Source organism: Ancylobacter sp. IITR112 (assembly GCF_041415945.1).
In the GTDB taxonomy this organism is placed as follows: domain Bacteria; phylum Pseudomonadota; class Alphaproteobacteria; order Rhizobiales; family Xanthobacteraceae; genus Ancylobacter.
The window spans coordinates 959747-983586 of the sequence record NZ_JBGCUS010000001.1 but is presented as its reverse complement, the minus strand read 5'-3'; the positions used below and the strand labels follow the sequence as shown (position 1 = coordinate 983586).

Annotated in this window: 24 protein-coding genes and 1 pseudogene; 12 read left to right on the top strand and 13 right to left on the bottom strand. The window is 67.0% G+C overall.

Translation table 11 applies throughout. The features are described 5' to 3' along the window. The first annotated feature begins 3 nt into the window (after positions 1 to 3). The 10 genes from rplI (at position 4) to AAC979_RS04415 (ending at position 11063) form a co-directional block, all read left to right on the top strand. On the top strand, positions 4 to 579 hold the full coding sequence (gene rplI / locus AAC979_RS04460; protein WP_371345629.1) for a 50S ribosomal protein L9: 576 nt from the start codon (positions 4 to 6) through the stop codon (positions 577 to 579). Between the two features lie 221 nt (positions 580 to 800). Continuing rightward, positions 801 to 2060, top strand: coding sequence for a class I SAM-dependent methyltransferase (locus AAC979_RS04455; protein ID WP_371345627.1), 1260 nt, complete (start codon positions 801 to 803; stop codon positions 2058 to 2060). 164 nt (positions 2061 to 2224) lie between these two features. Then, positions 2225 to 3709 (top strand): replicative DNA helicase, encoded by a 1485-nt coding sequence (locus AAC979_RS04450; RefSeq protein ID WP_371345626.1) that lies wholly within the window; start codon positions 2225 to 2227, stop codon positions 3707 to 3709. Between the two features lie 10 nt (positions 3710 to 3719). After that, entirely contained in the window at positions 3720 to 4835 is a 1116-nt protein-coding gene (alr, locus tag AAC979_RS04445) for an alanine racemase (protein WP_371345625.1), read from the top strand. Positions 4836 to 4910: 75 nt separating this feature from the next. Continuing rightward, on the top strand, positions 4911 to 6347 hold the full coding sequence (gene radA, locus AAC979_RS04440) for a DNA repair protein RadA (protein ID WP_371345624.1): 1437 nt from the start codon (positions 4911 to 4913) through the stop codon (positions 6345 to 6347). Between the two features lie 108 nt (positions 6348 to 6455). Continuing rightward, positions 6456 to 7055, top strand: coding sequence for a CvpA family protein (locus AAC979_RS04435; RefSeq protein WP_371345623.1), 600 nt, complete (start codon positions 6456 to 6458; stop codon positions 7053 to 7055). Between the two features lie 97 nt (positions 7056 to 7152). Continuing rightward, complete coding sequence (gene purF / locus AAC979_RS04430) at positions 7153 to 8652, top strand: amidophosphoribosyltransferase (RefSeq protein WP_371345622.1); 1500 nt, start codon at positions 7153 to 7155, stop codon at positions 8650 to 8652. A 5-nt stretch (positions 8653 to 8657) separates the two neighbouring features. Continuing rightward, on the top strand, positions 8658 to 9074 hold the full coding sequence (locus AAC979_RS04425) for a VOC family protein (protein ID WP_371345620.1): 417 nt from the start codon (positions 8658 to 8660) through the stop codon (positions 9072 to 9074). Between the two features lie 17 nt (positions 9075 to 9091). Continuing rightward, positions 9092 to 9865: an SDR family NAD(P)-dependent oxidoreductase gene (locus AAC979_RS04420; RefSeq protein WP_371345618.1), complete on the top strand. Its 774-nt coding sequence runs from the start codon at positions 9092 to 9094 to the stop codon at positions 9863 to 9865. Positions 9866 to 9893: 28 nt separating this feature from the next. Beyond that, positions 9894 to 11063: a hypothetical protein gene (locus tag AAC979_RS04415; RefSeq protein WP_371345616.1), complete on the top strand. Its 1170-nt coding sequence runs from the start codon at positions 9894 to 9896 to the stop codon at positions 11061 to 11063. On the opposite strand, the gene der is transcribed toward AAC979_RS04415, so the two are convergent. From der to AAC979_RS04390, 5 genes are all read right to left on the bottom strand, one after another. Further along, positions 11045 to 12391: a ribosome biogenesis GTPase Der gene (gene der, locus AAC979_RS04410; protein ID WP_371345614.1), complete on the bottom strand. Its 1347-nt coding sequence runs from the start codon at positions 12389 to 12391 to the stop codon at positions 11045 to 11047. The genes AAC979_RS04415 and der overlap by 19 nt on opposite strands. A gap of 29 nt (positions 12392 to 12420) precedes the next feature. After that, on the bottom strand, positions 12421 to 12711 hold the full coding sequence (locus AAC979_RS04405) for a hypothetical protein (protein WP_371345613.1): 291 nt from the start codon (positions 12709 to 12711) through the stop codon (positions 12421 to 12423). Between the two features lie 10 nt (positions 12712 to 12721). Then, the gene (locus tag AAC979_RS04400; RefSeq protein ID WP_371345612.1) at positions 12722 to 13534 is read right to left on the bottom strand and encodes a tetratricopeptide repeat protein; all 813 of its coding nucleotides are present in this window, start codon (positions 13532 to 13534) and stop codon (positions 12722 to 12724) included. 148 nt (positions 13535 to 13682) lie between these two features. Further along, positions 13683 to 14504 carry a 3-methyl-2-oxobutanoate hydroxymethyltransferase gene (gene panB, locus AAC979_RS04395; RefSeq protein WP_371345611.1) on the bottom strand — a complete coding sequence of 274 codons (822 nt, stop codon included), beginning with the start codon at positions 14502 to 14504 and terminating at the stop codon, positions 13683 to 13685. Between the two features lie 48 nt (positions 14505 to 14552). Then, the gene (locus AAC979_RS04390; protein ID WP_371345609.1) at positions 14553 to 15122 is read right to left on the bottom strand and encodes an NnrU family protein; all 570 of its coding nucleotides are present in this window, start codon (positions 15120 to 15122) and stop codon (positions 14553 to 14555) included. 212 nt (positions 15123 to 15334) lie between these two features. On the opposite strand from AAC979_RS04390, the gene AAC979_RS04385 reads away from it, so the two are divergent. Continuing rightward, positions 15335 to 15985, top strand: a complete 651-nt coding sequence (locus AAC979_RS04385; protein ID WP_371345607.1) for a L,D-transpeptidase — start codon at positions 15335 to 15337, stop codon at positions 15983 to 15985. Positions 15986 to 16010: 25 nt separating this feature from the next. Here the strand turns inward: AAC979_RS04385 and AAC979_RS04380 are convergent, their stop codons facing one another. From AAC979_RS04380 to AAC979_RS04370, 3 genes are all read right to left on the bottom strand, one after another. Next, the gene (locus tag AAC979_RS04380; protein WP_371345606.1) at positions 16011 to 17618 is read right to left on the bottom strand and encodes a peptide chain release factor 3; all 1608 of its coding nucleotides are present in this window, start codon (positions 17616 to 17618) and stop codon (positions 16011 to 16013) included. A 102-nt stretch (positions 17619 to 17720) separates the two neighbouring features. Then, positions 17721 to 18068 (bottom strand): ArsC family reductase, encoded by a 348-nt coding sequence (locus AAC979_RS04375; RefSeq protein WP_371345605.1) that lies wholly within the window; start codon positions 18066 to 18068, stop codon positions 17721 to 17723. 72 nt (positions 18069 to 18140) lie between these two features. Next, complete coding sequence (locus AAC979_RS04370) at positions 18141 to 18362, bottom strand: YMGG-like glycine zipper-containing protein (protein ID WP_371345604.1); 222 nt, start codon at positions 18360 to 18362, stop codon at positions 18141 to 18143. Between the two features lie 250 nt (positions 18363 to 18612). Between AAC979_RS04370 and AAC979_RS04365 the strand changes: the two genes are divergently transcribed. Then, a complete protein-coding gene (locus AAC979_RS04365; protein WP_371345603.1) occupies positions 18613 to 19443 on the top strand; it encodes a quinoprotein dehydrogenase-associated SoxYZ-like carrier in 831 nt (276 codons plus the stop codon). A gap of 80 nt (positions 19444 to 19523) precedes the next feature. Here the strand turns inward: AAC979_RS04365 and AAC979_RS04360 are convergent, their stop codons facing one another. The 5 genes and pseudogenes from AAC979_RS04360 to pqqB form a co-directional block, all read right to left on the bottom strand. Continuing rightward, positions 19524 to 19940: a hypothetical protein gene (locus AAC979_RS04360; RefSeq protein ID WP_371345601.1), complete on the bottom strand. Its 417-nt coding sequence runs from the start codon at positions 19938 to 19940 to the stop codon at positions 19524 to 19526. 54 nt (positions 19941 to 19994) lie between these two features. Beyond that, on the bottom strand, positions 19995 to 20678 hold the full coding sequence (locus tag AAC979_RS04355) for a hypothetical protein (protein WP_371345600.1): 684 nt from the start codon (positions 20676 to 20678) through the stop codon (positions 19995 to 19997). A gap of 13 nt (positions 20679 to 20691) precedes the next feature. After that, positions 20692 to 21837, bottom strand: a complete 1146-nt coding sequence (gene pqqE, locus AAC979_RS04350; protein ID WP_371345598.1) for a pyrroloquinoline quinone biosynthesis protein PqqE — start codon at positions 21835 to 21837, stop codon at positions 20692 to 20694. Then, positions 21834 to 22915: pseudogene (gene pqqC, locus AAC979_RS04345) on the bottom strand (pyrroloquinoline-quinone synthase PqqC). The gene pqqE and the pseudogene pqqC overlap by 4 nt, the downstream one beginning before the upstream one ends. Then, positions 22876 to 23814: a pyrroloquinoline quinone biosynthesis protein PqqB gene (pqqB, locus tag AAC979_RS04340; RefSeq protein WP_371345597.1), complete on the bottom strand. Its 939-nt coding sequence runs from the start codon at positions 23812 to 23814 to the stop codon at positions 22876 to 22878. Before pqqB ends, pqqC begins: the two are co-directional and overlap by 40 nt. Positions 23815 to 23840: the final 26 nt, after the last annotated feature.

The window sequence follows — 23840 nt, the reverse complement described above, 5'->3', positions numbered from 1 at the left end:
GAAATGGAAGTCATCCTGCTTGAGCGGGTCGCCAAGCTCGGCCAGATGGGCGAAGTCGTCCGCGTGCGCGACGGCTATGCCCGCAATTTCCTGCTGCCCTCGGGCAAGGCGCTGCGCGCCACCAAGGACAACAAGAGCCGCTTCGATTCGATGAAGGCGCAGCTCGAAGCCCGCAACCTCGAACTCAAGTCCGAGGCGGCGAAGGTCGGCGAGAGCATGAAGGGTACCGAAGTGGTGCTGGTCCGTCAGGCCGGCGAGACCGGTCATCTCTATGGCTCGGTGTCGACCCGCGACATCGCCGAGGCGCTCACCGCCGCCGGCTTCTCCGTCGAGCGCCGCCAGATCGTCCTCAATCACCCGATCAAGACCATCGGCCTACATGACGTGCCGGTCACGCTGCACCCCGAAGTCGAGGTGACGGTGCGCGCCAATGTCGCCCGCAGCCCCGAGGAAGCCGAGCGCCAGTCGCGCGGCGAGGATCTCAGCATCGTGCGCGATGACGAGGACGAGGACGAGTACGCGGAAGAGGCCGCTGCCGAGTCCGGCGACGAGGCCGAGGCCGAGGCTGAAGAGGCCTGATCGCCTTACCTTGCGTTATCAGCGTAAAGTTGAAGCCCGGCCAGCAACGGCCGGGCTTTTTTGCATTCAAATGCCCGCCCGGGAGGTTGCGAGGGCGGAAAGGTTGTGCTGCAATGATTTGCAGATAAACGACATGCCCAGAGCATGGGCAGGCAGTCTTCATGCGGAGACCGGCCTTCTCGCATTGTCTTCGCCGGCTGCCAGTACTTTGGGATGAGCCGATGGAACGATTGCTCACCAAGGTCCTCGCGCGCATCGTGCGCCGTGGCTCCCTCGCCGTCATCTTCGCCTCCGGCGCCCGCGCCATGTTCGGCGATGGCAGCGGCCCTCCCCTCACCGTCCGCTTCACATCCAATGCCTGGCAGCGCCAGATCGTCCTCGATCCCGAGCTCAGCTTCGGCGAGGCCTATATGGACGGTGGCATGGTGGTGGAACAAGGCGACATCGCCGAGGTGCTCGCCCTGCTGATGGCACAGGTCGGCCTCGAAGTGCCGAGCGCCAGCGCGCAGTTCTTCCTGCGGCTGCGCTTCCTGTTCCGGCGCCTCGCCCAGTTCAACCCGCCGGACCGCTCGCAGAAGAACGTCGCCCATCATTACGATCTCGACGGGCGGCTCTACGCGCTCTTCCTCGATGCCGACCGGCAATATTCCTGCGCCTATTTCGAGGCTCCCGACCAGACACTGGACGACGCGCAACTGGCGAAGAAGCGGCATATCGCGGCGAAGCTGCTGTTCAACCGGCCGGGGCTGTCCACGCTCGACATTGGCTGCGGCTGGGGCGGCATGGGTCTCTACCTCGCGGACCATGCCGGGGCGCAGGTCACCGGCGTGACGCTGTCGCAGGAGCAGCACGGCGTCGCCCGCTGCCGGGCGGAGGAGCGCGGCCTTGCCGGGCGCGCCGATTTCCGCCTGCAGGATTATCGCGACGTGGCCGGGCCGTTCGACCGGATCGTCTCGGTCGGCATGTTCGAGCATGTCGGCGTCGGTCATTATGACGAGTATTTCGGCAAGGTGGCGGAACTGCTGAAGGAGGATGGCGTCGCCCTCATCCACTCCATCGGCCGCTCCGAGGGGCCGGGAATCACCAATCCCTGGATCGCCAAATACATCTTCCCGGGCGGCTACATTCCGGCCCTGTCGGAGGTGCTGCCGGCGATCGAGAAGGCCGGGCTGCTGGTCACCGACATCGAAATCCTGCGCCTGCACTATGCCGAAACGCTGAAGGCGTGGCGCCAGCGCTTCCTCGCCCATCGCGAGGAGGTGGAACGCCTCTATGATGCGCGCTTCGTGCGGATGTTCGAATTTTATCTCGCCTCGTCGGAAATGGCCTTCCGGCACCAGGGCATGATGGTGTTCCAGATCCAGCTCGCCCGCCGGGAAGGGGTAGTGCCGATGACGCGCGGCTATATCGCCCAGGGCGAAGCCGCGCTGCGGGGCATGGAGAAGCAGACCCGCCCGGGCCTGAGACTCGCCGGTGAGTAGCGCGGGGTGCGGCCGCCCGACCGGGAGGGGCGGCCGCGCGTCAAGCCAGATTCGGCTTTCCACAGGCGCTCCACAGGACAAAATAGGCAGGCCACGATTCGTCCCGGACTCTGCCCGGCCGCAGCGCTAGCTGTTGGGTCGGCCCACCGACACCCGGAACTGCTATGCTCGATTCTCCGAACCGCCCCCCGGCGGAGACCGACGCGACCTATCGCACCGCGCCCCACAACATCGAGGCGGAACAGGCGCTGCTGGGCGCCATCCTCGTCAATAACGAGGCGTTCTACCGGGTCTCGGATTTTCTGGAGCCGCGCCACTTCTTCGAGCCGATCCATGTCGCGATCTTCGAGACGGCGGCGGCGCTGATCCGCGCCGGCAAGGTGGCGACGCCGGTCACGCTGAAAACCTTCCTGCCGGCGGATTTCGATGCCGGCGGCCTCACCGCTCCGCAATATCTCGCCCGCCTCGCGGCGGAGGCGACGACCATCATCAACGCCGAGGATTACGGACGTACCATCTACGACCTCTCGGTGCGGCGCGACCTGATCCAGATCGGCGAGGAAATCGTCAACGAGGCCTATGAGGCCCCGATCGACGCCACGCCGCAGGAGCAGATCGAGGACGCGGAAAAGCGGCTCTACGAACTCGCCGAGACCGGCCGCTACGATGGCGGCTTCATGCGCTTCAACGACGCGCTGAAGGAAGCCGTCGACATGGCGAGCCGCGCCTTCCAGCGCGACGGCCATCTTTCCGGCACCGCCTCCGGCCTCGACGATCTCGACCAGATGATGGGCGGGCTGCAGCCTTCGGACCTCATCATCCTCGCCGGCCGTCCGGCGATGGGTAAGACCTCGCTCGCCACCAACATCGCCTTCAACGTCGCGGCGGCGTACACATCGGAGACATTGCCCGACGGCTCCATCCGCTCGGTGGATGGTGGCGTGGTCGGCTTCTTCTCGCTGGAAATGTCGGCCGAGCAGCTCGCCACCCGTATTCTCGCCGAACAGGCCGAGATCGCCTCCTACAAGATCCGCCGCGGCGACATTTCCGAGCCCGAATTCGACAAGCTCGCAAGTTGCGCCCAGATGATGCAGACGATCCCGCTCTATATCGACGATACCGGCGGCATCTCCATCGCCCAGTTGCGCGCCCGCGCCCGGCGGCTGAAGCGCCAGCGCGGCCTCGATTTCATGGTGGTGGACTATCTGCAGCTCCTCACTGGCTCGTCCAAGAGTTCGTCGCAGGGGCGCGTGCAGGAAATCACCGAGATCACCACCGGCCTGAAGGCGCTGGCGAAGGAGCTCGGCGTGCCGATCATGGCACTGTCCCAGCTCTCGCGTCAGGTGGAAGCGCGCGACGACAAGCGTCCGCAATTGTCCGACCTTCGCGAATCCGGCTCGATCGAGCAGGATGCCGACGTGGTGATGTTCGTGTTCCGCGAGGAATATTACCTCAAGGGGCGCGAGCCTAAGGAAGGCACCGAGGAATGGTTCAAGTGGGACCAGGACATGAAGGCGGCGCAGGGCATCGCCGAAATCATCATCGGCAAGCAGCGCCATGGCCCGACCGGCACGGTGAAGGTCTCGTTCGAGCCACAATTCACCCGCTTCTCCAATCTGGTCCATTCCGACCGACTGCCCGAGCCGTGAGCACAGCATCTTGAGCGCGTCAGACATTCCGCTTGCCGAAGCCGGCGGGCTCCTCACCCTCGATCTCTCGGCACTGGCGGCGAACTATCAGGAGTTGGCGCGCCGCGTCGCGCCGGCCGCCTGCGCCGCGGTGGTGAAGGGCGATGGCTACGGCATAGGGCTGGCGGCCGCCGCCAGCACGCTCTGGCAGGCGGGGGCGCGCACCTTCTTCGTCGCGCTGCTGAGCGAGGCGCGGGACCTGCGGGCGCTGCTGCCCGAGGCGGAAATCTTCGTGCTGAACGGTCTCTTCCCCGGCAGTGAGGCCGCCTATCAGGAACAGGCATTGCGCCCGGTCCTTGGCAGCACCGAGGAAATCCAGCGCTGGCAGGATTTCTGCGCCCGCACCGGCGAGGCGCTGCCCGCCGCCATCCATGTCGACACCGGCATGAACCGGCTGGGCCTGACCCCGGCGGAAGCGGTGAACGTGGCGGAAGGGCGCGACGAGCTGGGTTTCCCGCTTGCGCTGCTGATGAGCCACCTCGCCTGCGCCGACGAGCCGGACCACCCGCTCAACGCCCGCCAGTTGGAAGATTTTCGCGCCATTGCCGCACTGTTTCCGGGCGTGCGGGCGTCGCTGTCGAATTCCGCCGGCGCGCTCGGCGATCCCGCCTATCATTTCGATCTCGTCCGCCCCGGCATTGCCGTCTATGGCGGGCGCCCGCGCGCGGATGTGGCGCCGCTGCGGCCGGTGGTGCGGCTGGAACTGCGCATCGCCCGCATCCGTCATGTGCATGAGGGTGAGACGGTCGGCTATGGCGGCGCCCATACCGCGATCCGTCCCTCGCGCGTCGCCATTCTCTCCGCCGGCTATGCCGACGGCATTCCCCGCCTCGCGGGCGCCTCGGACCTGCGCCCCGGCGCCGAGGCCGTGGTGGCGGGCCATCGCTGCCCGCTGATCGGGCGTATTTCGATGGACCTGCTCGCGGTCGACATCACCGAACTGCCGGAGGACGCCGTCCGGCTCGGCGACTTCGCCACCCTGCTTGGCGACGGCTTGACGCTCGACAATCTCGCGCGGCATTCACACACCATCGACTACGAGATCCTCACCTCGCTCGGCCGCCGCTACCGCCGCCGCACTGTTTAGGTCGCGCGGGTATTTGATCCCTTTTTGTTCTCGCGCTAGAACCGGGGAGCCTCTCCCCGCCGGATGTCGTTCGCCATGGCCAAGCGCAGCACGAGTTTCCTCTGTCAGATTTGCGGCGCCGTTCATGCGCGCTGGCAGGGCCGCTGCGATTCCTGCGGCGCATGGAACTCGATCGCCGAGGAAACCACGGCGGCCGACACCATGCCGGCCACGCTGCGCGGTGGACGGCGGGGGCGGTTGATCGCGCTGGAAAGCCTCACCGGCACCTCGGAGGACGCCCCCCGGGTGCAGGTCGGCATTTCCGAACTCGACCGGGTGGCCGGCGGCGGCATCGTGCCCGGCTCGGTGCTGCTGATCGGCGGCGACCCCGGCATAGGCAAGTCGACGCTGCTGATCCAGGCCTCGGCGAAGCTGGCAGGCGCCGGGCACCGCATCATCTATGTTTCGGGCGAAGAAGCCGTGGCGCAGGTGCGCCTGCGCGCGGAACGGCTCGGCCTCTCCGGCGCGCCGGTGGAACTTGCGGCCGAGACTAATGTGGAGGACATCGTCGCCACCCTCTCCGAAGGGCGCCGCCCGGCACTGGTGGTGATCGACTCGATCCAGACCATGTGGACCGACACGGTGGAATCCGCGCCCGGCACGGTGACGCAGGTGCGCTCCTCGGCGCAGATCCTCATTCGCTACGCCAAGCGCGCCGGCGCCGCCGTCATTCTGGTCGGCCACGTGACCAAGGACGGCCAGATCGCCGGCCCCCGCGTGGTCGAGCACATGGTCGACGCTGTGCTCTCCTTTGAGGGCGACGGCGCCCATCACTTTCGTATCCTGCGGGCCCAGAAGAACCGCTTCGGCCCCACCGACGAGATCGGCGTGTTCGAGATGACCGGCCTCGGCCTCGCCGAGGTGGCCAACCCCTCCGCCCTGTTCCTGTCCAACCGCGACAGCGGCGCCCCAGGCACGGCGGTCTATGCCGGCATGGAAGGCACCCGGCCGGTGCTGGTGGAAATCCAGGCGCTTGTCGTGCCGACCAGCCTCGGCACGCCGCGCCGGGCGGTGGTAGGCTGGGACCCCAGCCGCCTGTCCATGGTGCTCGCCGTGCTGGAAGCACGCTGCGGCATCAAGCTCGGCGCGCATGACGTGCATCTCAACGTCGCCGGCGGCTTCCGCATCAGCGAGCCGGCGGCGGATGTCGCCGTGGCGGCGGCGCTCATTTCCTCGCTGTCCGGCGCGGTGCTGCCGCCCGACAGCGTCTATTTCGGTGAGGTCAGCCTCACCGGCGCGGTGCGCGCGGTGCCGCATGCGGTTGCGCGGCTGAAGGAGGCGGCGAAGCTCGGCTTCACCCGCGCCGTGGCGCCGGCGGCGAAAGGCGCGGCAGCCAAGAGCGGAGGGGCAAGTGGGCGCGAGGCGGGCGAGCCGCCGCTGGCGGTCGACGCCATCGCCTCACTTGGGGATATCGTCGCCACCATCGCCGCCAAGGGGGCGCGCCGGGGCGGCGGGAAGCCGCAAGAGGGATGACGCGCAGGCCTCCCCGCGCTATACCTCGCGCGGCCCATTGCGAGGCCGGATCAGTCTTGATTCGCTGCGCTTTCGCTCGAAGGCCAGCCCCACCACGGTGATATCGTCTTGACGCTCCTCGACATCATCCTGATCGCCGTGATGGTTGTATCCGGCCTCCTCGCCATGGTCCGGGGCTTCGTACGCGAGGTCTTCGCCATCGTCTCCTGGGTCGCGGCGGCCCTGGTAACGCTCTACGCCTATCCGCACGCCCTGCCCTTCGCCAAGCAGTACATCAGCAACGAAACCTTCGCGATGGCGGCGACCGTTGGCTCGCTGTTCATCGTCACCCTGCTGATCGTCTCCATCATCACGGTGCGGATTTCCGACCTCGTGCTCGACAGCCGCATCGGCGCGCTGGACCGCACCCTCGGTTTCCTCTTCGGCCTCGCGCGTGGCTTCCTCATCATGATTGTGGCCTTCCTGTTCTTCAACTGGCTGGTCCAGAACGAGCAGGGCCAGCCGGAGTGGATTCGCGACGCGCGCACCAAGGTGGTCTTGCAAAGTGCGGGTGACTGGCTCATCTCCATCCTGCCGGAAGATCCTGAGAGCCTCATCCGCGAGATGCGCAGCTCGAAGGATGCTGAGCCGACCGAGCCGCCGCCTGAGCCCGTCGCACCGGGCAGCGCGCCGGCCACGCCGAGCCCGGTGACGCCGTCGGCGCCTTAATTCGACCGCGCCCGTGCGCCAAGCGTCCCGGGCACAGTTGCTTTTGAGCAGAGTGGAGCGGGCGCAGCCTTGACCTGCGCCGAGGAGCGAAGATCCTATGGCCGATCTGATGGGTGATCACGTGGCGTCGAAATCGGCGCAGCCCGGCGATTTCTACGACGACTACGGGGACACGCTGCGCGAGGAGTGCGGCGTTTTCGGCATTTACGGCCACCCCGACGCAGCGGCGATCACCGCCCTCGGTCTGCATGCGCTGCAGCATCGCGGCCAGGAAGCGGCCGGCATAACCACCTATGACGGCAGGCGTTTTCACTCCGAACGCCGTCTTGGCCTGGTCAGCGACGCCTTCTCCGATGGCGAGGCGATCAAGCGCCTGCCCGGCCATATCGCCGTCGGCCATGTGCGCTATTCGACCACGGGCGAAACCATTCTGCGCAACGTCCAGCCGCTCTTCGCCGAGCTCGATGGCGGCGGCTTCGCCATCGCCCATAATGGCAATCTGACCAACGGCCTGACGCTGCGCCGCCAGCTCATCCGCGACGGCGCCATCTGCCAGTCGACCTCCGACACCGAGGTGATGCTCCACCTCGTCGCCCGCTCCAAGCGCGCCCGTTTCACCGAGCGCTTCATCGACGCGCTGCGCTCGCTGGAAGGCGCCTATGCCTTTGTCGGCCTCACCAACAAGAAGCTGGTCGGCGCCCGCGATCCGCTCGGCATCCGCCCGCTGGTGCTCGGCGAGCTCGACGGCCACCCGATCCTGACCTCCGAGACCTGCGCGCTCGACATAATTGGTGCGCGTCACGTGCGGGACATCGAGCCCGGCGAGGTGATCGTCTTCTCTTCCGACAAGGTGGAGACGCTGCGCCCCTTCGGCAGCGTGCCGCCGCGCCCCTGCATCTTCGAGTACATCTATTTCGCCCGGCCGGACTCGGTGGTCGGCGGCCGCTCGGTCTATCAGGTGCGCAAGACCATGGGCATGCAGCTCGCCAGTGAAGCGCCGGCGGATGCCGACCTCGTCGTGCCGGTGCCGGATTCCGGCGTGCCGGCAGCCATCGGCTATTCCCAGGCGTCGGGCCTTCCCTATGAGCTCGGCATCATCCGCAACCATTATGTCGGGCGCACCTTCATCCAGCCGACCCAGTCGGTACGCGACCAGGGCGTGCGGATGAAGCACTCCGCCAATCGCGCGGTGGTCGAAGGCAAGCGCATCGTGCTGATCGACGACAGCCTGGTGCGCGGCACGACCTCGGTGAAGATCGTGCGGATGATGCGGGAAGCCGGCGCGCGTGAGGTGCATTTCCGCATCTCCTCGCCGCCCATCACCCATCCCGACTATTACGGCATCGACACGCCCGACCGCGACAAGCTGCTGGCGGCGACGCACGACCTCGAAGGCATGCGCCGCTATATCGGTGCCGACAGCCTCGCTTTCCTCTCCATTGACGGCATCTACAAGTCGATGGGCTATGAAGGTCGCGACCCGCTGCGCCCGCAATTCACCGACCATTGTTTCACCGGCGAATACCCCACCCCGTTGTCGGATCGCGACGGTGAAGTATCTCCGCGCCAGCTCTCCCTGCTGGCCGAGGCAAGCTGACCGGCATGGTCGAGCTGCGCGAATGGCATCGCGGCCGGCTGATCGACCATATCTCGCTGGTCGTCACCGATTATGAGGCCTGCCGCCGCTTCTATGCGGCGGTGCTTGCGGTTCTCGACGTGCCGCTGACCGAAGGCGACGGCTATTTCTTCGCCGACGAGCTGTTCGTTTCGCCTGGGGTGCCGACCACCGGGCGCGCGCATATCGCCTTCCAGGCGAATGACGAAGAAACCGTGCGCCGCTTCCACGCCGCTGCCCTTGCCCATGGCGGGCGGGACAACGGGTCGCCGGGCCTGCGCGCCTATCACCCCGGCTACTACGCCGCCTTCGTGCTTGATCCCGAGGGCAACAATATCGAAGCGGTCTTCCACGGCCCAGCGCGGCGTTCCGCGCCCTCCGTGGTGATGACCGACGACACCTGAACCTTCGAGGAACCGCCATGTCCGACCTTTCCGCGGCCGAAGCTGCTGCGCGTCCGCTCGACGGCCGCATCGCCCTCGTTACCGGCGCCACCCGCGGCATCGGCCGCGCGACCGCGCTAGCTCTTTCCGCCGCCGGGGCGCATGTCGTCGCGGTCGGCCGCACCAGCGGTGCGCTGGAAGAACTCGATGATGCGATCCTCGCCGCCGGCGGCGCGACGGCCACGCTGGTGCCGCTCGACATCAAGGATGGCGAGGGCATCGACCGTCTCGGCGGCGCGCTGTTCGAGCGCTTCGGCCGGCTCGATGTCTTCGTCGGCAATGCCGGCGTGCTCGGCCCGCTGACGCCGCTGGCGCAGGTCGAGCCGAAGGAGTGGAACGACACGCTTGCGGTCAACCTCACCGCCAATTGGCGGCTCATCCGCTCGCTTGATCCGCTGTTGCGGCTCTCAACAGCCGGACGCGCCGTGCTGGTATCCTCAGGCGCCGCCCATAAGGCGCGGCCATTCTGGGGCGCCTATGCCGTCACCAAGGCGGCGGTGGAAGTGCTGGCGCGCACCTGGGCAGCGGAGGTGGAGAACATTTCCAGCCTCAAGGTGAACCTGATCAATCCCGGCCCCGTCCGCACCCGCATGCGTGCCAAGGCGTTTCCCGGCGAGGACCCGGAGACGCTGCCGAGCCCGGACGACGTGGCGCAGGCCATCCTCGCGCTATGTCTGCCGGGCGTACAGGAAACGGGTCAACTCTATGATTTCCCCACACGCCGCCTTCGCGGTTTCATGATGCCCTCCTAGGCGCGCGTCTGCGCGGGAGAGTGGCGCTTTGGACATTCTGATCGGCACCAACCATCTCGTCGAGATGGCAGGGTCAGAGTTGATATGCTTGGAGATGGCCGAGTACTTCGCCCGCCGGGGGCATCGGCTGACGCTGTTCGCCAATGTCGCGGGCAAGCCGATGGCGGAACTTTTCCGCTCCCGTCTCGGTCTGCGCATCATCACCGAACCGCGCGTCATAGCGCCGTTCTCCTATGATCTGGTCTACTTCCAGCATCAGGTCGCCGGGTTGTTCGACTATCGCGTCGACGCCGCGTCGCGCGAACGCTCTGCTTTTGTCTTCGGCAGATTGGGGCGGCGCAGTTTCATGGAAAGCGGCGGCTGGACGCATGACCGGCTGCTCGCCAATGCCTGTTTTGCCAATTCGGACGCCACCGCCGAGGCGCTGAACGGGCTGGGGCTCTCAACGCCCATAACCACCTTCTACAATTCCGCCCCTTCGGCCTTCTTTCGGCCTGCGCCCCCGGCAACCCGGCGCCTGCGCAAGATCACCGTCATCACCAACCATCTCGATCCGACGCTGAAAGTCGCGCTCGACCGGCTCGCTCTCGACCTCAAGGTGGAACATATCGGCCGTCAGAGCGTGCAGCGACGGGTGACGCCGGAACTGATCGGCGGCTGCGACCTCGTGGTCAGCATCGGGAAGACGGTCCCCTATGCGCTCGTCGCCCGCGTGCCCGTCTATGTCTATGACCATTTCGGCGGACCGGGCTATCTCACCGACAGCACTTTTGCCCGGGCCGCATGGTTCAACTTTTCCGGCCGCTGCTGCGAACGACGGTTGGAGCCGGCCGAGCTGGCCCGGGAACTCGTGGAAGGCTACCCCGCCGCCGATGGCTTCGCCCGCCGCCTGGAGAATGCGGCGCTGGAGCGCTACCGGCTGGAACCCTATCTCGACGCGATGCTGGCCACGCCGCCGACCTCGAACGCTGCGCGGGTCCAGAGGCTCGCGGCGGATCCCATGGTCCGGCAGGAGCGGCTGCTGGCGGTGTATGTGCGCGAGCAGACATTCGGTGCAATTCACTATCGCGCGCACAAACCGTTTCGCGTGGCGATGGCACTAATCAAGGCGCTCAAGGCCAGCCGGCGTTGGCGCCGCAGCATGGTGCGCAAAGCCCGCTATCGGGTGGCGAGGCTGCGTCAGTCCTTCTCGGCGTAAGGATTGTCCTTCTCGCGCAGCGTCAGGCGGATCGGCACGCCCGGCAGATCGAAAGCGGTGCGCAGATTGTTGACGAGATAGCGCACATAGCTCTCCGGCAGCGCGTCGGCCCGGGAGCAGAACAGCACGAAGCTCGGTGGTCGCGCCTTTGGCTGGGTGATGTAGCGCAGCTTGATGCGCCGGCCGGAAACTGCCGGCGGCGGATGCTGGTCCGTCGTCTCGGTCAGCCAGCGGTTGAGCGGGTTGGTGGAGACGCGGCGGTTCCACACCTGATGCGCCTGCTGCACCGCGCGGACGAGACGGTCCAACCCTTCGCCGGTCAGACCGGACACCAGCACGACAGGCGCGCCCTTCACCTGTGGCAACCGGTCATCCGCCTCCTGCCGCATGCGGGTGACGAAGCCCTGCTGGTCCTTCACCAGGTCGGATTTGGAGATCGCAAGCACCACCGCCCGCCCCTCGCGCTCGACGAGGTCGGCGATACGCACATCCTGCTCTTCGAAGGGATGCGTCGCGTCCATCAGCACGATGACGACCTCGGCGAAGCGGGCCGCGCGCAGGCCGTCGGCCACGGAGAGCTTTTCCAGCTTGTCGTCGATCCGGGCGCGCTTGCGCATGCCGGCGGTATCGAACACCCGCAATTCCACCCCGTGACGCTCGACATCGACGGCGATGGAATCGCGGGTGATACCGGCCTCCGGGCCAGTCAGCAGCCGGTCCTCGCCGAGAAGCGCGTTGATCAGCGTCGACTTGCCGGCATTGGGGCGCCCAAGCACGGCGACACGGATGCGGCGCCCGGCTTCTGCGTCAGCCTCCTCGTCCTCATCGTCATCATCCGGCAGGCAGGCGGCGAGCGCGCGGACGAGATCGGCCATGCCGTCGCCATGCTCCGCCGACAGTTCCACCGGCTCGCCGAGACCCAGCGAATAAGCATCGAGCGTCCCGCCCTGCGAACCCTTGGCCTCGGCCTTGTTGGCAACCAGAATGGTGTGCTTGCCCGAGCGCCGCGCCAGTTCGCCAAAGGCGCGGTCGCTCGGCGTGACGCCGGCCTTGGCGTCGATCAGGAACAGCAGCACATCGGCGTCGGCGATGGCAGCTTCCGTCTGCGCGCGCATGCGGCCTTCGAGCGTTTCTGCCTTGGCTTCCTCAAGTCCCGCCGTGTCGATGACGCGGAAGGAGAGATGTCCCAGCCGAGCGTCACCCTCGCGCCGGTCGCGGGTGACGCCGGGGCGGTCGTCGACCAGCGCCAGGCGCTTGCCGACCAGGCGATTGAACAGCGTCGACTTGCCGACATTCGGCCGGCCGACGATGGCGACGGTCATCGTCATGGGAAAGCTGGGCCTCCGCGCCCGTCCGCCTATCGCGCCGGCGCGGTGTCAGCCGCAGCACCGGCGGCCGGCGGCTCGGTCTGATAGGGATTGTAAGCCGAATTCGCCGGCTGCGGCGGCGGCTGGTTGTAGTCGATGCCGGGCACGCCTTCGGGGAACACCGGCTGGCGGGCGCCGGGAAGCGGCTTTTCGCGCTCGGCGAACGGGTTCAGCGAATCGAGGGTCTCGCAGCCGGCGACGCCCAGCGTGAGGCCGAGCACCGGCACCAGAAGCAGCACGCGGCGCAGACGGGAACGGGAAGCGGACCTCTCAGGGCGCATCAGCACCTCCTCACGGCGCAGGGGAAGTGGAAGCCGGCGGTGCCGCCGGGGCCGGCTCGGCCGGCGCGGGCGCCGCCTGCGGCGCGGCATCGCTGGCGGCAGGTGCCGGGGCGGTGGCCGGGGCGGTGGCCGGGGCAGGCGCCGGAGCGCTGGCGGGCACCGCTGCGGCGGGGGCTGGCATGGACGAGGCCGAGAGCGTCCGCATCAAATCGGCGCGCCGGCGCAGACCGGGCGGAGTCTGTCCGTCATTGAGAATGGTCGTGAAGGTCTCGGTCGCCGCCGCATAGTCGCCCGCCTTATACTGCGCGAGGCCGATGATCTCGCGGGCGGAGTGGCGAAACGCCCCCTCGGGCGTGTCGAGCGGCTTCATCCGGCTCTCGATCTGGGACGGCGGCGCGCTATCCACCAGCAGCAGCGCGGCACGCACCTGCGCGACATTCTGCATCAGCGGGCTGATGCCGGGATCCTTGGCCAGGCCATCATAATCCGCGACGGCCGCGGCGGCATCGGTCTTGGCCAGTTCATCCGCCGCGCGGAAGCGGGCGAGAAGGCGATAGCCGCTGGTGCCGTCCTTCTCCAGCGCAACAAAAGCGGCCTGCGCCTCGGCGGTCTTGCCCTCGGCGGCGAGCTTCTGTGCCGCCTCGAACTGCGCCCCGGCGGCCTGGTCCTGCTGCAGCTTCCACCACTCATAGCCGCGCCAGCCGGCGACGGCGACGACGATGAGCACGGCCAAGCCGATGACAAAGCCGCCATACCGGGTCCACAGGCGGCCGAAACGCTCGCGGCGCAGGTCCTCGTCGATCTCGTTGAAGATGTCAGCCATGAAACGTCCGTGAGCAACTCGTCGCGAGCCGCCGCAACAAGGCGGGGCCGGTACTGGAAAGGGCCGCGTAAACTACCGATGCGGCTTGAACAAGGCAAATCGCGCGGCGGACCGGGCGGCGCCGCGCTTTGCCCCGGAAAGACGCCGCCTATCCCTTCTTGGGGGCGTAGACATGCTCCGGGCCGGGGAAGCTGCGCGCGCGCACCTCGCTGGCATAGGCTTCCACGGCGGCGCCGATGGCGGGCCCGATTTCGGCGAACTTCTTGACGAAACGGGGGACCCGGTCGGACAGGCCGAGCATGTCTTCCAGCACGAGAATCTGCCCGTCACAGGCGGGGGAGCCACCAATGCCGATGGTGGGCGGCGCCACCTCCTGCGTGATCTGCCGGGCGAGCGGCTCGGAGATCGCCTCCAGCACGATGGAGAAGGCGCCCGCATCGGCGATGGAGCGGGCGTCGTCGAGAATCAGCGCCGCGCTGGCCTCATCGCGTCCCAGCGCCTTGAAAGAGCCGAGCGTGTTGATCGCCTGCGGGGTCAGACCGACATGGCCCATCACCGGCACGCCGCGATCGGCGAGAAAGCGCACCGTCTCGGCCATGCGGCGCCCGCCTTCCAGCTTCACGGCGCCAGCGCCGCTCTCCTTCAGCACCCGTGCGGCGGTGGCGAAAGCCTGCTGCGGCGACCCCTCATAGGAACCGAAGGGCAGGTCCACCACCACCAGCGCCCGCGCCGAGCCGCGCATCACCGCCTGCCCCTGCAGGATCATCATGTCGACCGTCACCGGCACGGTGGTCTCCATGCCGTGCATCACCATGCCGAGCGAATCGCCCACCAGCATGAAGTCGACATGCGGGTCGATAAGACGGGCCGTATGGGCATGGTAGGCGGTCAGCGACACGATCGGCTCGCCGCCCTTCCTCGCACGGATATCCGGAGCGGTAAGGCGGCGGGCGGCGGACTGGACGGACATTTCAGGCGATTTCCTCGTTTTCCGGCAACAGCTTGACCTCTTGGATGGTCAGCCCATCACCGGCACCCCGACGATGTAGGGGTGGAACCAGAAGGAGAGGAAGGCATAAAGCACGACACCCAAGCCGACCGCAACGAGATCGCCCCACCAGTGGCGCGGGGCCACCGGCAGCGGCGCCGCCCGTCGCTTGGCCATGATCCGCAGCACCACCGCCCATGCGAGAATCACCACCGCCAACGTCACCGTCGCAGCGTCGCCATTGGCGAGAAGATGCGCCAGCGCCCACGTCTTGATGGCGACCAGGAAGGGAAATTTCAGCCACGCCTTGATATGGCTCGGCACCAGTGCCGCCACGGCGAAGATGGACGAGAACAGCATGAGCAGCAGCGCAAGGTGGCGCAGGCCGACAGGCGGATCATAAAGCTGGGCCGGCCCCGCCGCCCGCCATTGGCCGAATCCATAAGCGATCATCAGCACACCAATGATCGCCAGGACGCCGTGAACGAGCCGGTAGGTGGTGGTGCCGAGTTGCGCCGTCAGGGCGCCGGCCATCTTGCGCCGTGCGGCGACAATGTGGATGGCGACGAACAGGGCAAGCCCCGCCAGCATCAGGATCATGATCATCCTCCCCGTGTGACGGCGCGCACGCTAGAGCGTTTCCAGGCGCGGCGCCATCCGGGCGGGGGTCGACTTTTTGTCCCGGCCCGCCCGCTTGGCGCGGCCACGCTGCGGCTCGCACCAGGATATGTCAACCATAAGCCGTCTCCGCACTCCCGCTTGCGGGAGCCGCGTGTCACACTGCTGACACCATCGGTGCGGGGGAAGCCGGAATGAACGCCATTCTGGGAATTGTGGCGCTGGGCGTGTTGCTGCTGCTGCCGGGCTCGGCCGGGGCCGCCACCGGAGCGGCTGAGACGACAGTTCCGGCAATGCAAGCCCCGACAACGCAGGCGACGGTCGCGGCACCGCCGGAGATGAGCCCGGCTTCGAGCGCGACGCCGGGGGCCCTGTCCGCTCCCGCTGTCTCGACCACGCCACCGGCCGCCACCGCTCCCGCCGCGCCGCCGACACAGGCTGCCTCGATAGGGCCGCTGCCCGCGCCGCTGGAAGCGGCGCCCCCGCCCGATGTTCAGGTGGAAATCAGCCTTGCGCGCCAGCGCATGGTGGTGCGGGTGGCCGGCGTGGAGCGCCATAGCTGGGCGGTGTCCACCGCCCGGAAGGGCTACCGCACCCCGCTCGGCACCTACCGGCCCGAGCGTATGCACAAGCGCTATTTCTCGCGCAAATACGACAACGCGCCGATGCCCTATGCCATCTTCTTCCACAAGGGCTGGGCGATCCATGGCACGGATGCCGTTTCGCGGCTCGGCCGCCCGGCCTCGCATGGCTGCGTACGACTGCACCCGAACAATGCCCGGGCGCTGTTCGCGCTGGTGAGCGAATATGGCCGCGCCAATACCCGCATCGTGGTCACGCGCTGAACCCGCGGCGTGAAATGCGCGCGGCTCACGCCGCCTTCTTCACGTCCTTCACATCGGTGAACACGATGCCCGGCCAGCGATCGCCGGTGTAGCCGATCATGAAGGCCGAAGGGCTGAGGAAGACGAGGTCGCCATCGAGGTCTTCCGCCGTCGACAGCCGGTTTCCGGCGGCGAAATCATCGAGCTTCTTCGGGTCTTCCGACGACACCCAGCGGGCGAGTTGGAACTCCGACATGTCGAATCCGACTTCCAGGCCGTATTCGGCCTCCAGCCGGTTCTTCAGCACATCGAGCTGCAGCGGGCCGACGACGCCGACCAGCGCGGGCGAGCCATCGGTCGGGCGGAACACCTGCACAACCCCTTCTTCCGCCATTTCCTGCAGCGCCTGCTTCAGCTTCTTCGCCTTCATCGCGTCCGGCAGTTTCACCCGGCGCAGGATTTCCGGCGCGAAGGACGGCACGCCGACGAAATTGATGTCCTCGCCCTCGGTCAGCGTGTCGCCGATACGCAGATTGCCATGATTGGGAATGCCGACGACATCGCCGGCATAGGCTTCCTCCGCCAGTTGGCGGTCCTGCGCGAAGAAGAATTGCGGGGTGGCGAGGCTCATCGGCTTGCCGGTGCGCACCAGCTTGGCCTTCATCCCGCGCTGCAGTTTGCCCGAGCACAGCCGGGCAAAGGCGATACGGTCGCGGTGGTTCGGGTCCATGTTCGCCTGGATCTTGAACACGAACGCCGTCATGCGCGCTTCCTCGGCCTCCACCTTGCGCTTGTCCGCCTGCTGTGCGCGCGGCGGCGGGGCGTAGCGGCCGAGCCCTTCCAACAGGTCGCCGACGCCGAAATTGCGCAGCGCCGAACCGAAATAGACCGGCGTCAGATGGCCTTCGAGGAAAGCCTGAATGTCGAAGCTGTTGCAGACCTCACGCACCAGTCCGAGTTCCTCGGCCAGATTCTCCTCGTCCAGCGTGACATTCAGCGCGGCGATCTGCGCCATGCTCATCTGGCGCAGCGGCCCGGTCTTGCCCTCGTCGCCATCGAGCAGCCGCATGCCGCCGGTGGCGATGTCCATGGTGCCGACGAAGTCGCGCCCCTGCCCCACCGGCCAGGTCATCGGCGTGGTGTCGAGCGCCAGCGTCTTCTCGATCTCGTCGAGAATCTCGAACGGATCGCGGCTCTCGCGGTCCATCTTGTTGATGAAGGTGATGATCGGGATGTCGCGCAGGCGGCACACTTCCAGCAGCTTGCGCGTGCGCGCCTCGATGCCCTTGGCGGCGTCGATCACCATCACCGCCGCGTCAACCGCCGTCAGCGTGCGGTAGGTGTCTTCCGAGAAATCTTCATGGCCCGGCGTGTCCAGCAGGTTGAAAACATGGCCGCCGAACTCGAAGGTCATCACCGAGGTGGCGACCGAGATGCCGCGCTCGCGCTCGATCGCCATCCAGTCCGAGCGGGTGGAGCGCCGGTCCTTCTTCGCCCGCACCTGGCCGGCGAGCTGGATCGCGCCGCCGAACAGCAGCAGCTTTTCGGTCAGCGTGGTCTTGCCCGCATCGGGATGCGAGATGATCGCGAAGGTGCGCCGGCGCGCGACCTCGGTGGCGATCGGCGAGGCAGCGGAATTGGAGAATGCGTTCATGACCGCCGATGTGGCAGGGAAGCCGCGCGGGATCAAGGGGTGGACGCGCGGCAGACGGCGCGGCGTCGCCATCGCCCGACCGACAACCGCGCGAAGCTCGGTTCAGCCGAACTGTGCTTCGTAGGCTTCCGGCCTGAAGCCGACCAGCAGCGCGCCGTCGGCCTCCAGCACCGGCCGCTTGATCAGCGAGGGCTGCGCCTGCATCAGGGCCAGCGCCCTCCCCTCGTCAAGATCGGCCTTCTCCGCCTCGGAGAGCCTGCGGAAGGTGGTCCCGGCGCGGTTGAGCAGAACCTCCCAGCCGACCTTGCCCGCCCATGCGTTCAGCCGAGCGGCGTCGATGCCGGCGGTCTTGTAGTCGTGAAAGACATAGGCCACGCCCCGCCCGTCCAGCCAGACGCGCGCCTTCTTCATCGTGTCGCAGTTCTTGATGCCGTAGATGGTGACCGTCACACTCATCTCCTTCGCGGCGCCGCCCCTTACGCAAGGGACGGCGCCGCGCCTCGGGAGCGCGTTCCCGAACGCCTAGTTTGCGGTCGCCGCGCCGATGGCGCCGCCGGCCACCGCGCCGATGCCGGCGCCCCAGGCCGCGCCGGTGCCACCGCCAGCGATGCCGCCGATCACCGCGCCGGTGCCGGCGCCGATCAGCGCACCGGTTCCGGTCCGGCGCTCGGTCGTGGTGCAGCCCGCCGCGATGAGCGCAACGAAGGCGACGACAGTGAGCCTGGCGGCAACGGATCTGGTCATGGACTCATCCCCCAAAGAAACAATGCGCACAAACTACCTCCGCCGCCCCGCCCTCACAATCGCGCATCTTGAGACATCCTCGCTGAGGACAACCGGGCCGCGCAGGCGCGCCGGCCATGCGGGACCGGGCGCGAAAACGGGGTGGCCAGCCACGGCTCGCGACTTCGTGCCCTGCAATTCAACGGCGCAAAGGTGTATGATGAACCCAACGGCCGGGCGGCCAACGCTCCGGCACATCCGGGAGGTCGCCATGCATCGCCTACGTCGCCCATTGCGGCTGTTTTTCGCCGTCACCGTCTTTTCCGCCCTCGCCGCCACTGCCGCAGCGGCGCAGGAGCCGGGAGCCGATGCCACCTGGAAGTCGCTGCGGCCGGACGTGTTCGGCGAGCGCCCGATCGAAGAGGCAAGCCCCCTGGTGCGGCTCACCGCACCCAAGCGGGCGGAAGACGCCGCCATGGTGCCGATTGATGTCGAGATCGTGCTGCCCGAAGGCGATCCGCGCACCATCTCCAAGCTGACGCTGATCGTGGACGAGAACCCGGCACCGCTGGCCGCGACGTTCACCTTTGGCGGCGAGCGGCGCGACGTGGCACTCGGCACAAGGCTGCGGGTCAATTCCTATTCTTATGTCCGCGCCATCGCAGAGACCAGCGATGGCGGGCTGCACATGGCCGAGCGCTATGTGAAAGCCTCGGGCGGCTGCTCGGCCCCGGCGATGAAGGATGAGGAAGCCCAGCTCAAAAATCTCGGCCAGCTCAAGCTCAAATCGGTGAAGGCGGACGGCCTCGGCGATTCAAGTCAGGCGAGCCGCGTGTCGCAGCTCCAACTGATGATCCGCCACCCCAATTATTCCGGCCTGCAGATGGACCCGCTGACGCGGGCCTATATCCCCGCCAAGTTCGTCGACAATATCCGCGTGACCCAGGGCGACGAGCTGATCTTCTCCATGGTGGGCGGCATCTCGCTCAGCGAGGACCCGGCGATCCGCGTTTCCTACGATCCCGAAGGCAAGGAGATCCATGTCGATGCCGGCGACACGGACGGGCGCAAATTCGAGGGCGCGCTGAAGCCGGCGAGCTGAGGCGCGAATCGCGAAAGGCAAGCCGCGAAAGACGCATCTCAGGGGCGGGAGGCGTGCCGGGTACCGCCTCCCGGCACGTTTCAATAGAAGCAGGTGACTTCGGCTTCCGCCTGCGCGCGGTGCAGGTCGGCCACGATGTCGCGGAAGAGGCCGGTATTGCGGAACAGTTCCGCCTGCTGACCCGCCACCTGGCCGACGCTCATGATGGTCTCGGCCTCCTCATAGCGCTCATAGGGCAGGATGGTCGCGATGGTGTCGATCGAGCAGGAGCACTTCTCGAGCGCCTGCCGGGTCTGGCCATTGACGATCATGCAGGCGAACACATAGTCCGCGCGCGCCGCGGTGGGGTAGTCGTTGATCAGGCCGGAAGTCGGGGCCTGCGGCACAGGCTTGCGCGCGCCGGCGGTGAGGCCGGGCGAGAGCATCTCCTGCGCCACAACGCCTCCGGTGCCAAGCACCGTCAGCACCAGGGCTGCGGCGGTCAGGCGCGCCGCCATTCTCCGGGCGGGCCGTGAGTTCACCATGGTCATTCCTCTCCCTCGGGCGGCCGCCTATTTCACCGCCGGCGCATGGGTCACGCCGGTCAGTGTCAGGCTGGTCTCGATCATGTTTGCGCTGCCATCCGCCGTGGGCGTAACGACATCAATGGAATAGAGCCCGCCGGGCACGGCATCGGCGAACAGGAATTCATAGCGCCGCCCGACCAGTTCCAGCAGCTTGTCCTTGTTCGGGTCCTCGGCGAAGGGGCGCATGGTCAGCTTCCAGCCGTCGATCTCCCGCCCGTCATAAGCAAAGCGCGCCGGGCTCACCGTGCCGGTGGCAAGATGCTCGCGCACCCGGTTGCGCAGATAGAACGGGCTGCCCTTGGAAAGCTGCGCGATCTCCTTTACGTCGCGCTCCAGCAGGATCAGCGCGATCGGATTGCCGTTCATGGTCGGAAATGGCCCGGCCTCGCCTTCCTGGCTGCCGCGATGGATGATGACATCCGCCACCCGCTTGGCCGGATCGTCGGCGGGCGCTTCCACCTTCATATCCAGCGTTTCCTCGAAACCGTCGCCGAGCTTGGCCTCCGAGGTCACATGCTTATAGGCATAGGTCAGCGTCGTGCCTGGCTGAAGCTGGGTGAGATAGGGGCGTTCGAAAAACAGCTCGGTCGCCGTCGGCGCGGCGAGCGCGACCGTTGCGAAGAGGGTCGCCATCGAGCCGGCAGCAAGAATACGCGCGAAACGCAACATGAAGGGCACTCCGTCAGCCGGCGCGGTCGGGCTGGAAATAGCGCCGGTAATCATAGATGTCGGCGCCTTCAGCATCGGCCTCGGCCAGCGCCAGCAGGTCGCCATGCAGCGGCGACAAATGGCAGGCCGGATCGGTGGCGGCGGCGTCGCCGGCAATCGCCATCGCCTGGCAGCGGCACCCACCCCAGTCGATTTCCTTGCGCGCGCAGCTCTGGCAAGGCTCCGGCATCCAGTCGGTGCCACGGAACGCATTGAAGGCCGGCGAATTCACCCAGACATCGCTGAGCCCATGCTCGCGCACATTCCAGAAATCGAGATTCGGAATGGTCTCCGCCGCATGGCACGGCAGCACCTTGCCGGACGGAGTGACGTTCAGCGACTGCCGGCCCCAGCCATTCATGCACGGCTTGGGGTATTTGGCGTAGTAGTCCGGCACCACCGCGTCGATGGTCAGCGTGCCTTTCAGCCGGGCGCGTGCCTCTTCGACCACATCGAGCGCCCAGAACACCTGGTCGCGGGTCGGCATCAGCGCCCCGCGATTGCGCAGCGCCCAGCCATAATACTGCGAATGGGCGATCTCGATGCGCTTGGCGCCCAGCGAAACCGCGAGGTCGATGAAGTCCGGGATCTGGTGAATATTGGCGCGGTGAACGACCGAATTGATGGTGAGCGGCAGGCCCAGCCGCCGCACCTCATGGGCGACCGCGAGCTTCCTCTCATGTGCACCACGGAAATTGGAGACCTTGTCGGTCATGTCCGCCGTGGCGCCCTGGAAGGAGAGCTGCACATGGTCGATGCCGGCATCGGAAATGGACTGCAGACGCTCCGCCGTCACGCCAACCCCGGCGGTGATGAGGTTGGTGTAAAGCCCGACCTCGACGCAATGGCGGATCATCTGTTCGAGATCGCGCCGCGCCGTCGGTTCGCCGCCGGAAAGATGAACCTGCAGAACACCGAGCTTCGCCGCCTCGGAGAACACCCGCAGCCAGGTCTCGGTGTCGAGCTCGACATTGCGCCGGTCGAGTTCGACGGGATTAGAGCAATAAGGGCACTGCAGCGGACAACGATGGGTGAGTTCCGCCAGCATGCCATAGGGAATGGGAGGCGCCGGACGGACCGGCGCCTCCACACGGCTGCGGGGTTCTTCGATGAGGCTCATGACGCGGCATCCCCGATCAGCGGCGAGGCGATCTCGATCAGCCCCTTCTCCGCGAGGCCGGCGATGAACGCATCGACATCCCTGGCCACGGTCTGACGTTCCACGGTGAAGGCGGAGGCGAGTTCATCGACGATGAGTTCGAGGGAACGCGCCCCATCCACCTTCTTCAGGATCTCGACGGCGACGGGATCGGGATTGAGCACCCGCTCGGGCGCCAGCAGCACCCACTGGCCGCGCGCCTCGTCGTGCCTCAGGCGCACGCCGCGCGCGAGCCTGGGTACGCTGTTCGCCGCGAGAGTCGCTGTCATCACCCCTCCTTCGGGACGAAGGCCCCCGGATAGGCCATTTTCGGGTCGATATAGGCGAAGTAGAGCGCGTCGAGCTGCACCCACAGCACGTCGCATTTGAATTCCAGCGCCCGGATCGCCTGCTCCTGCTGCTCCGGCGTACGGGCATGCTGCTTGACATAGTCGAGCGCGAAATCGGCGTCGCGCGGGGCCTGCGTCAGCCGCTTGTCGAAATAGGCCAGCGTCTCCTTGGAGACGAAATCATAGTTCTTCAGCATGCCGGCGACACGCTCGCCGATGATGCCGGGCGAGAACATCTCCGTGAGCGAGGAGGCGATCGCTTCCAGCAGCGTCTTCTCGCGCACGAAATGCACATAGGCGTCGACCGCGAACTTCGTCGCCGGCAGCAGGCCGCGCAGCGAGGTGACCATCGAGCGGTCGAGGCCCAGGCTGTCGGTCAGCACCAGCCAGCGGGCGATGCCGCCTTCCCCCTCATGATCGCCGTCATGGTCGACGATGCGCTGGCGCCAGACGCGGCGCAGTTCCGGCTCCTCCATGCGGGCGAGGATGGCGGAATCCTTCACCGGGATCATCGCCTGATAGTAATAGCGGTTCAGCGCCCAAGCCTGCACCTGGCCAAAGGTTAGCTGGCCATTATGCAGCAGTTTGTGAAACGGATGCAGGCTGTGATAGCGGCGCGTGCCGACATCGCGCAGGCGCGCTTCCAGTTCTTCCGGTGAAAGAAGCGTGGTCATAGGGCAATCTCCATCCCGTCGTGAGCGATTTCCCATCCGGCTTTATTCGCCGTTACACGCTCTTCTGAGCCATCAACCAGCACCGGATTGGTGTTATTGATGTGAACATAGATTTTCCGACCGACCTTGACCTCGCGCAAAGCCTCGATCGAACCGAGCGGGCCGGACATGGACATGTGGCCCATCCGCGCCCCGGTCTTGCTGCCGACACCCGCGCGGACCATCTCGTCGTCCCGCCACAGCGTGCCGTCGAACAGCACCGCATCGGCGCCATCCAGCCGCTCGCGCAGGGTCTCGGTCATCGCCGCGCAGCCGGGAATGTAGAGCACGCGCCGCCCCCCGGCCGCGAGCTCGACGCCGATGGTCTGCTCGCCTTCCAGGTCGGTGGTGAGCGAGCCCTTTTCCGCCTGCTCGCGCGCTTCGAGATAGAGGGCGATCTTGCCGGGAACGGGAAAAATCGTCGCCGTCACCCCGTCCACCAGTTCGAAAGAGGCGCCCAGCCCCACCGCGCGGCGCTCGACCACCTCGGGCGCCAGCACGTCGAAGGCACTGCTGCCGGCAAGCACGCCATGCACGCCGGGCGTCGCCAGCAAGGTGAAGGGCTGGCCTTCGCGCAGGCTCAACAGCCCCGCGACATGGTCGATATCGGCATTGGTCAGCAGCACGGACTTGAGCGGCGAATGGCGCAACCCCTCCCGGGGATGCAGCGCCGGCGTCGCCTGAAGCTGCGCCAGAATCTCCGGGGCGCAATTGACCAGCGCCCAGTCGGACCCATTCGCGGTCACCGCGATCGAGGCTTGGGTGCGGCGCCGTACGCGCGGGTCATTGGCCCACGCAAGCGAACAGACCGCGCAGCGGCAGTTCCACTGAGGGAAACCACCGCCCGCGGCTGATCCGAGGATCACGAGCTTGAAGTGGGACGGGGGCGTTGTCATCGGCGAAGCGATTTCCTGCCATCCCG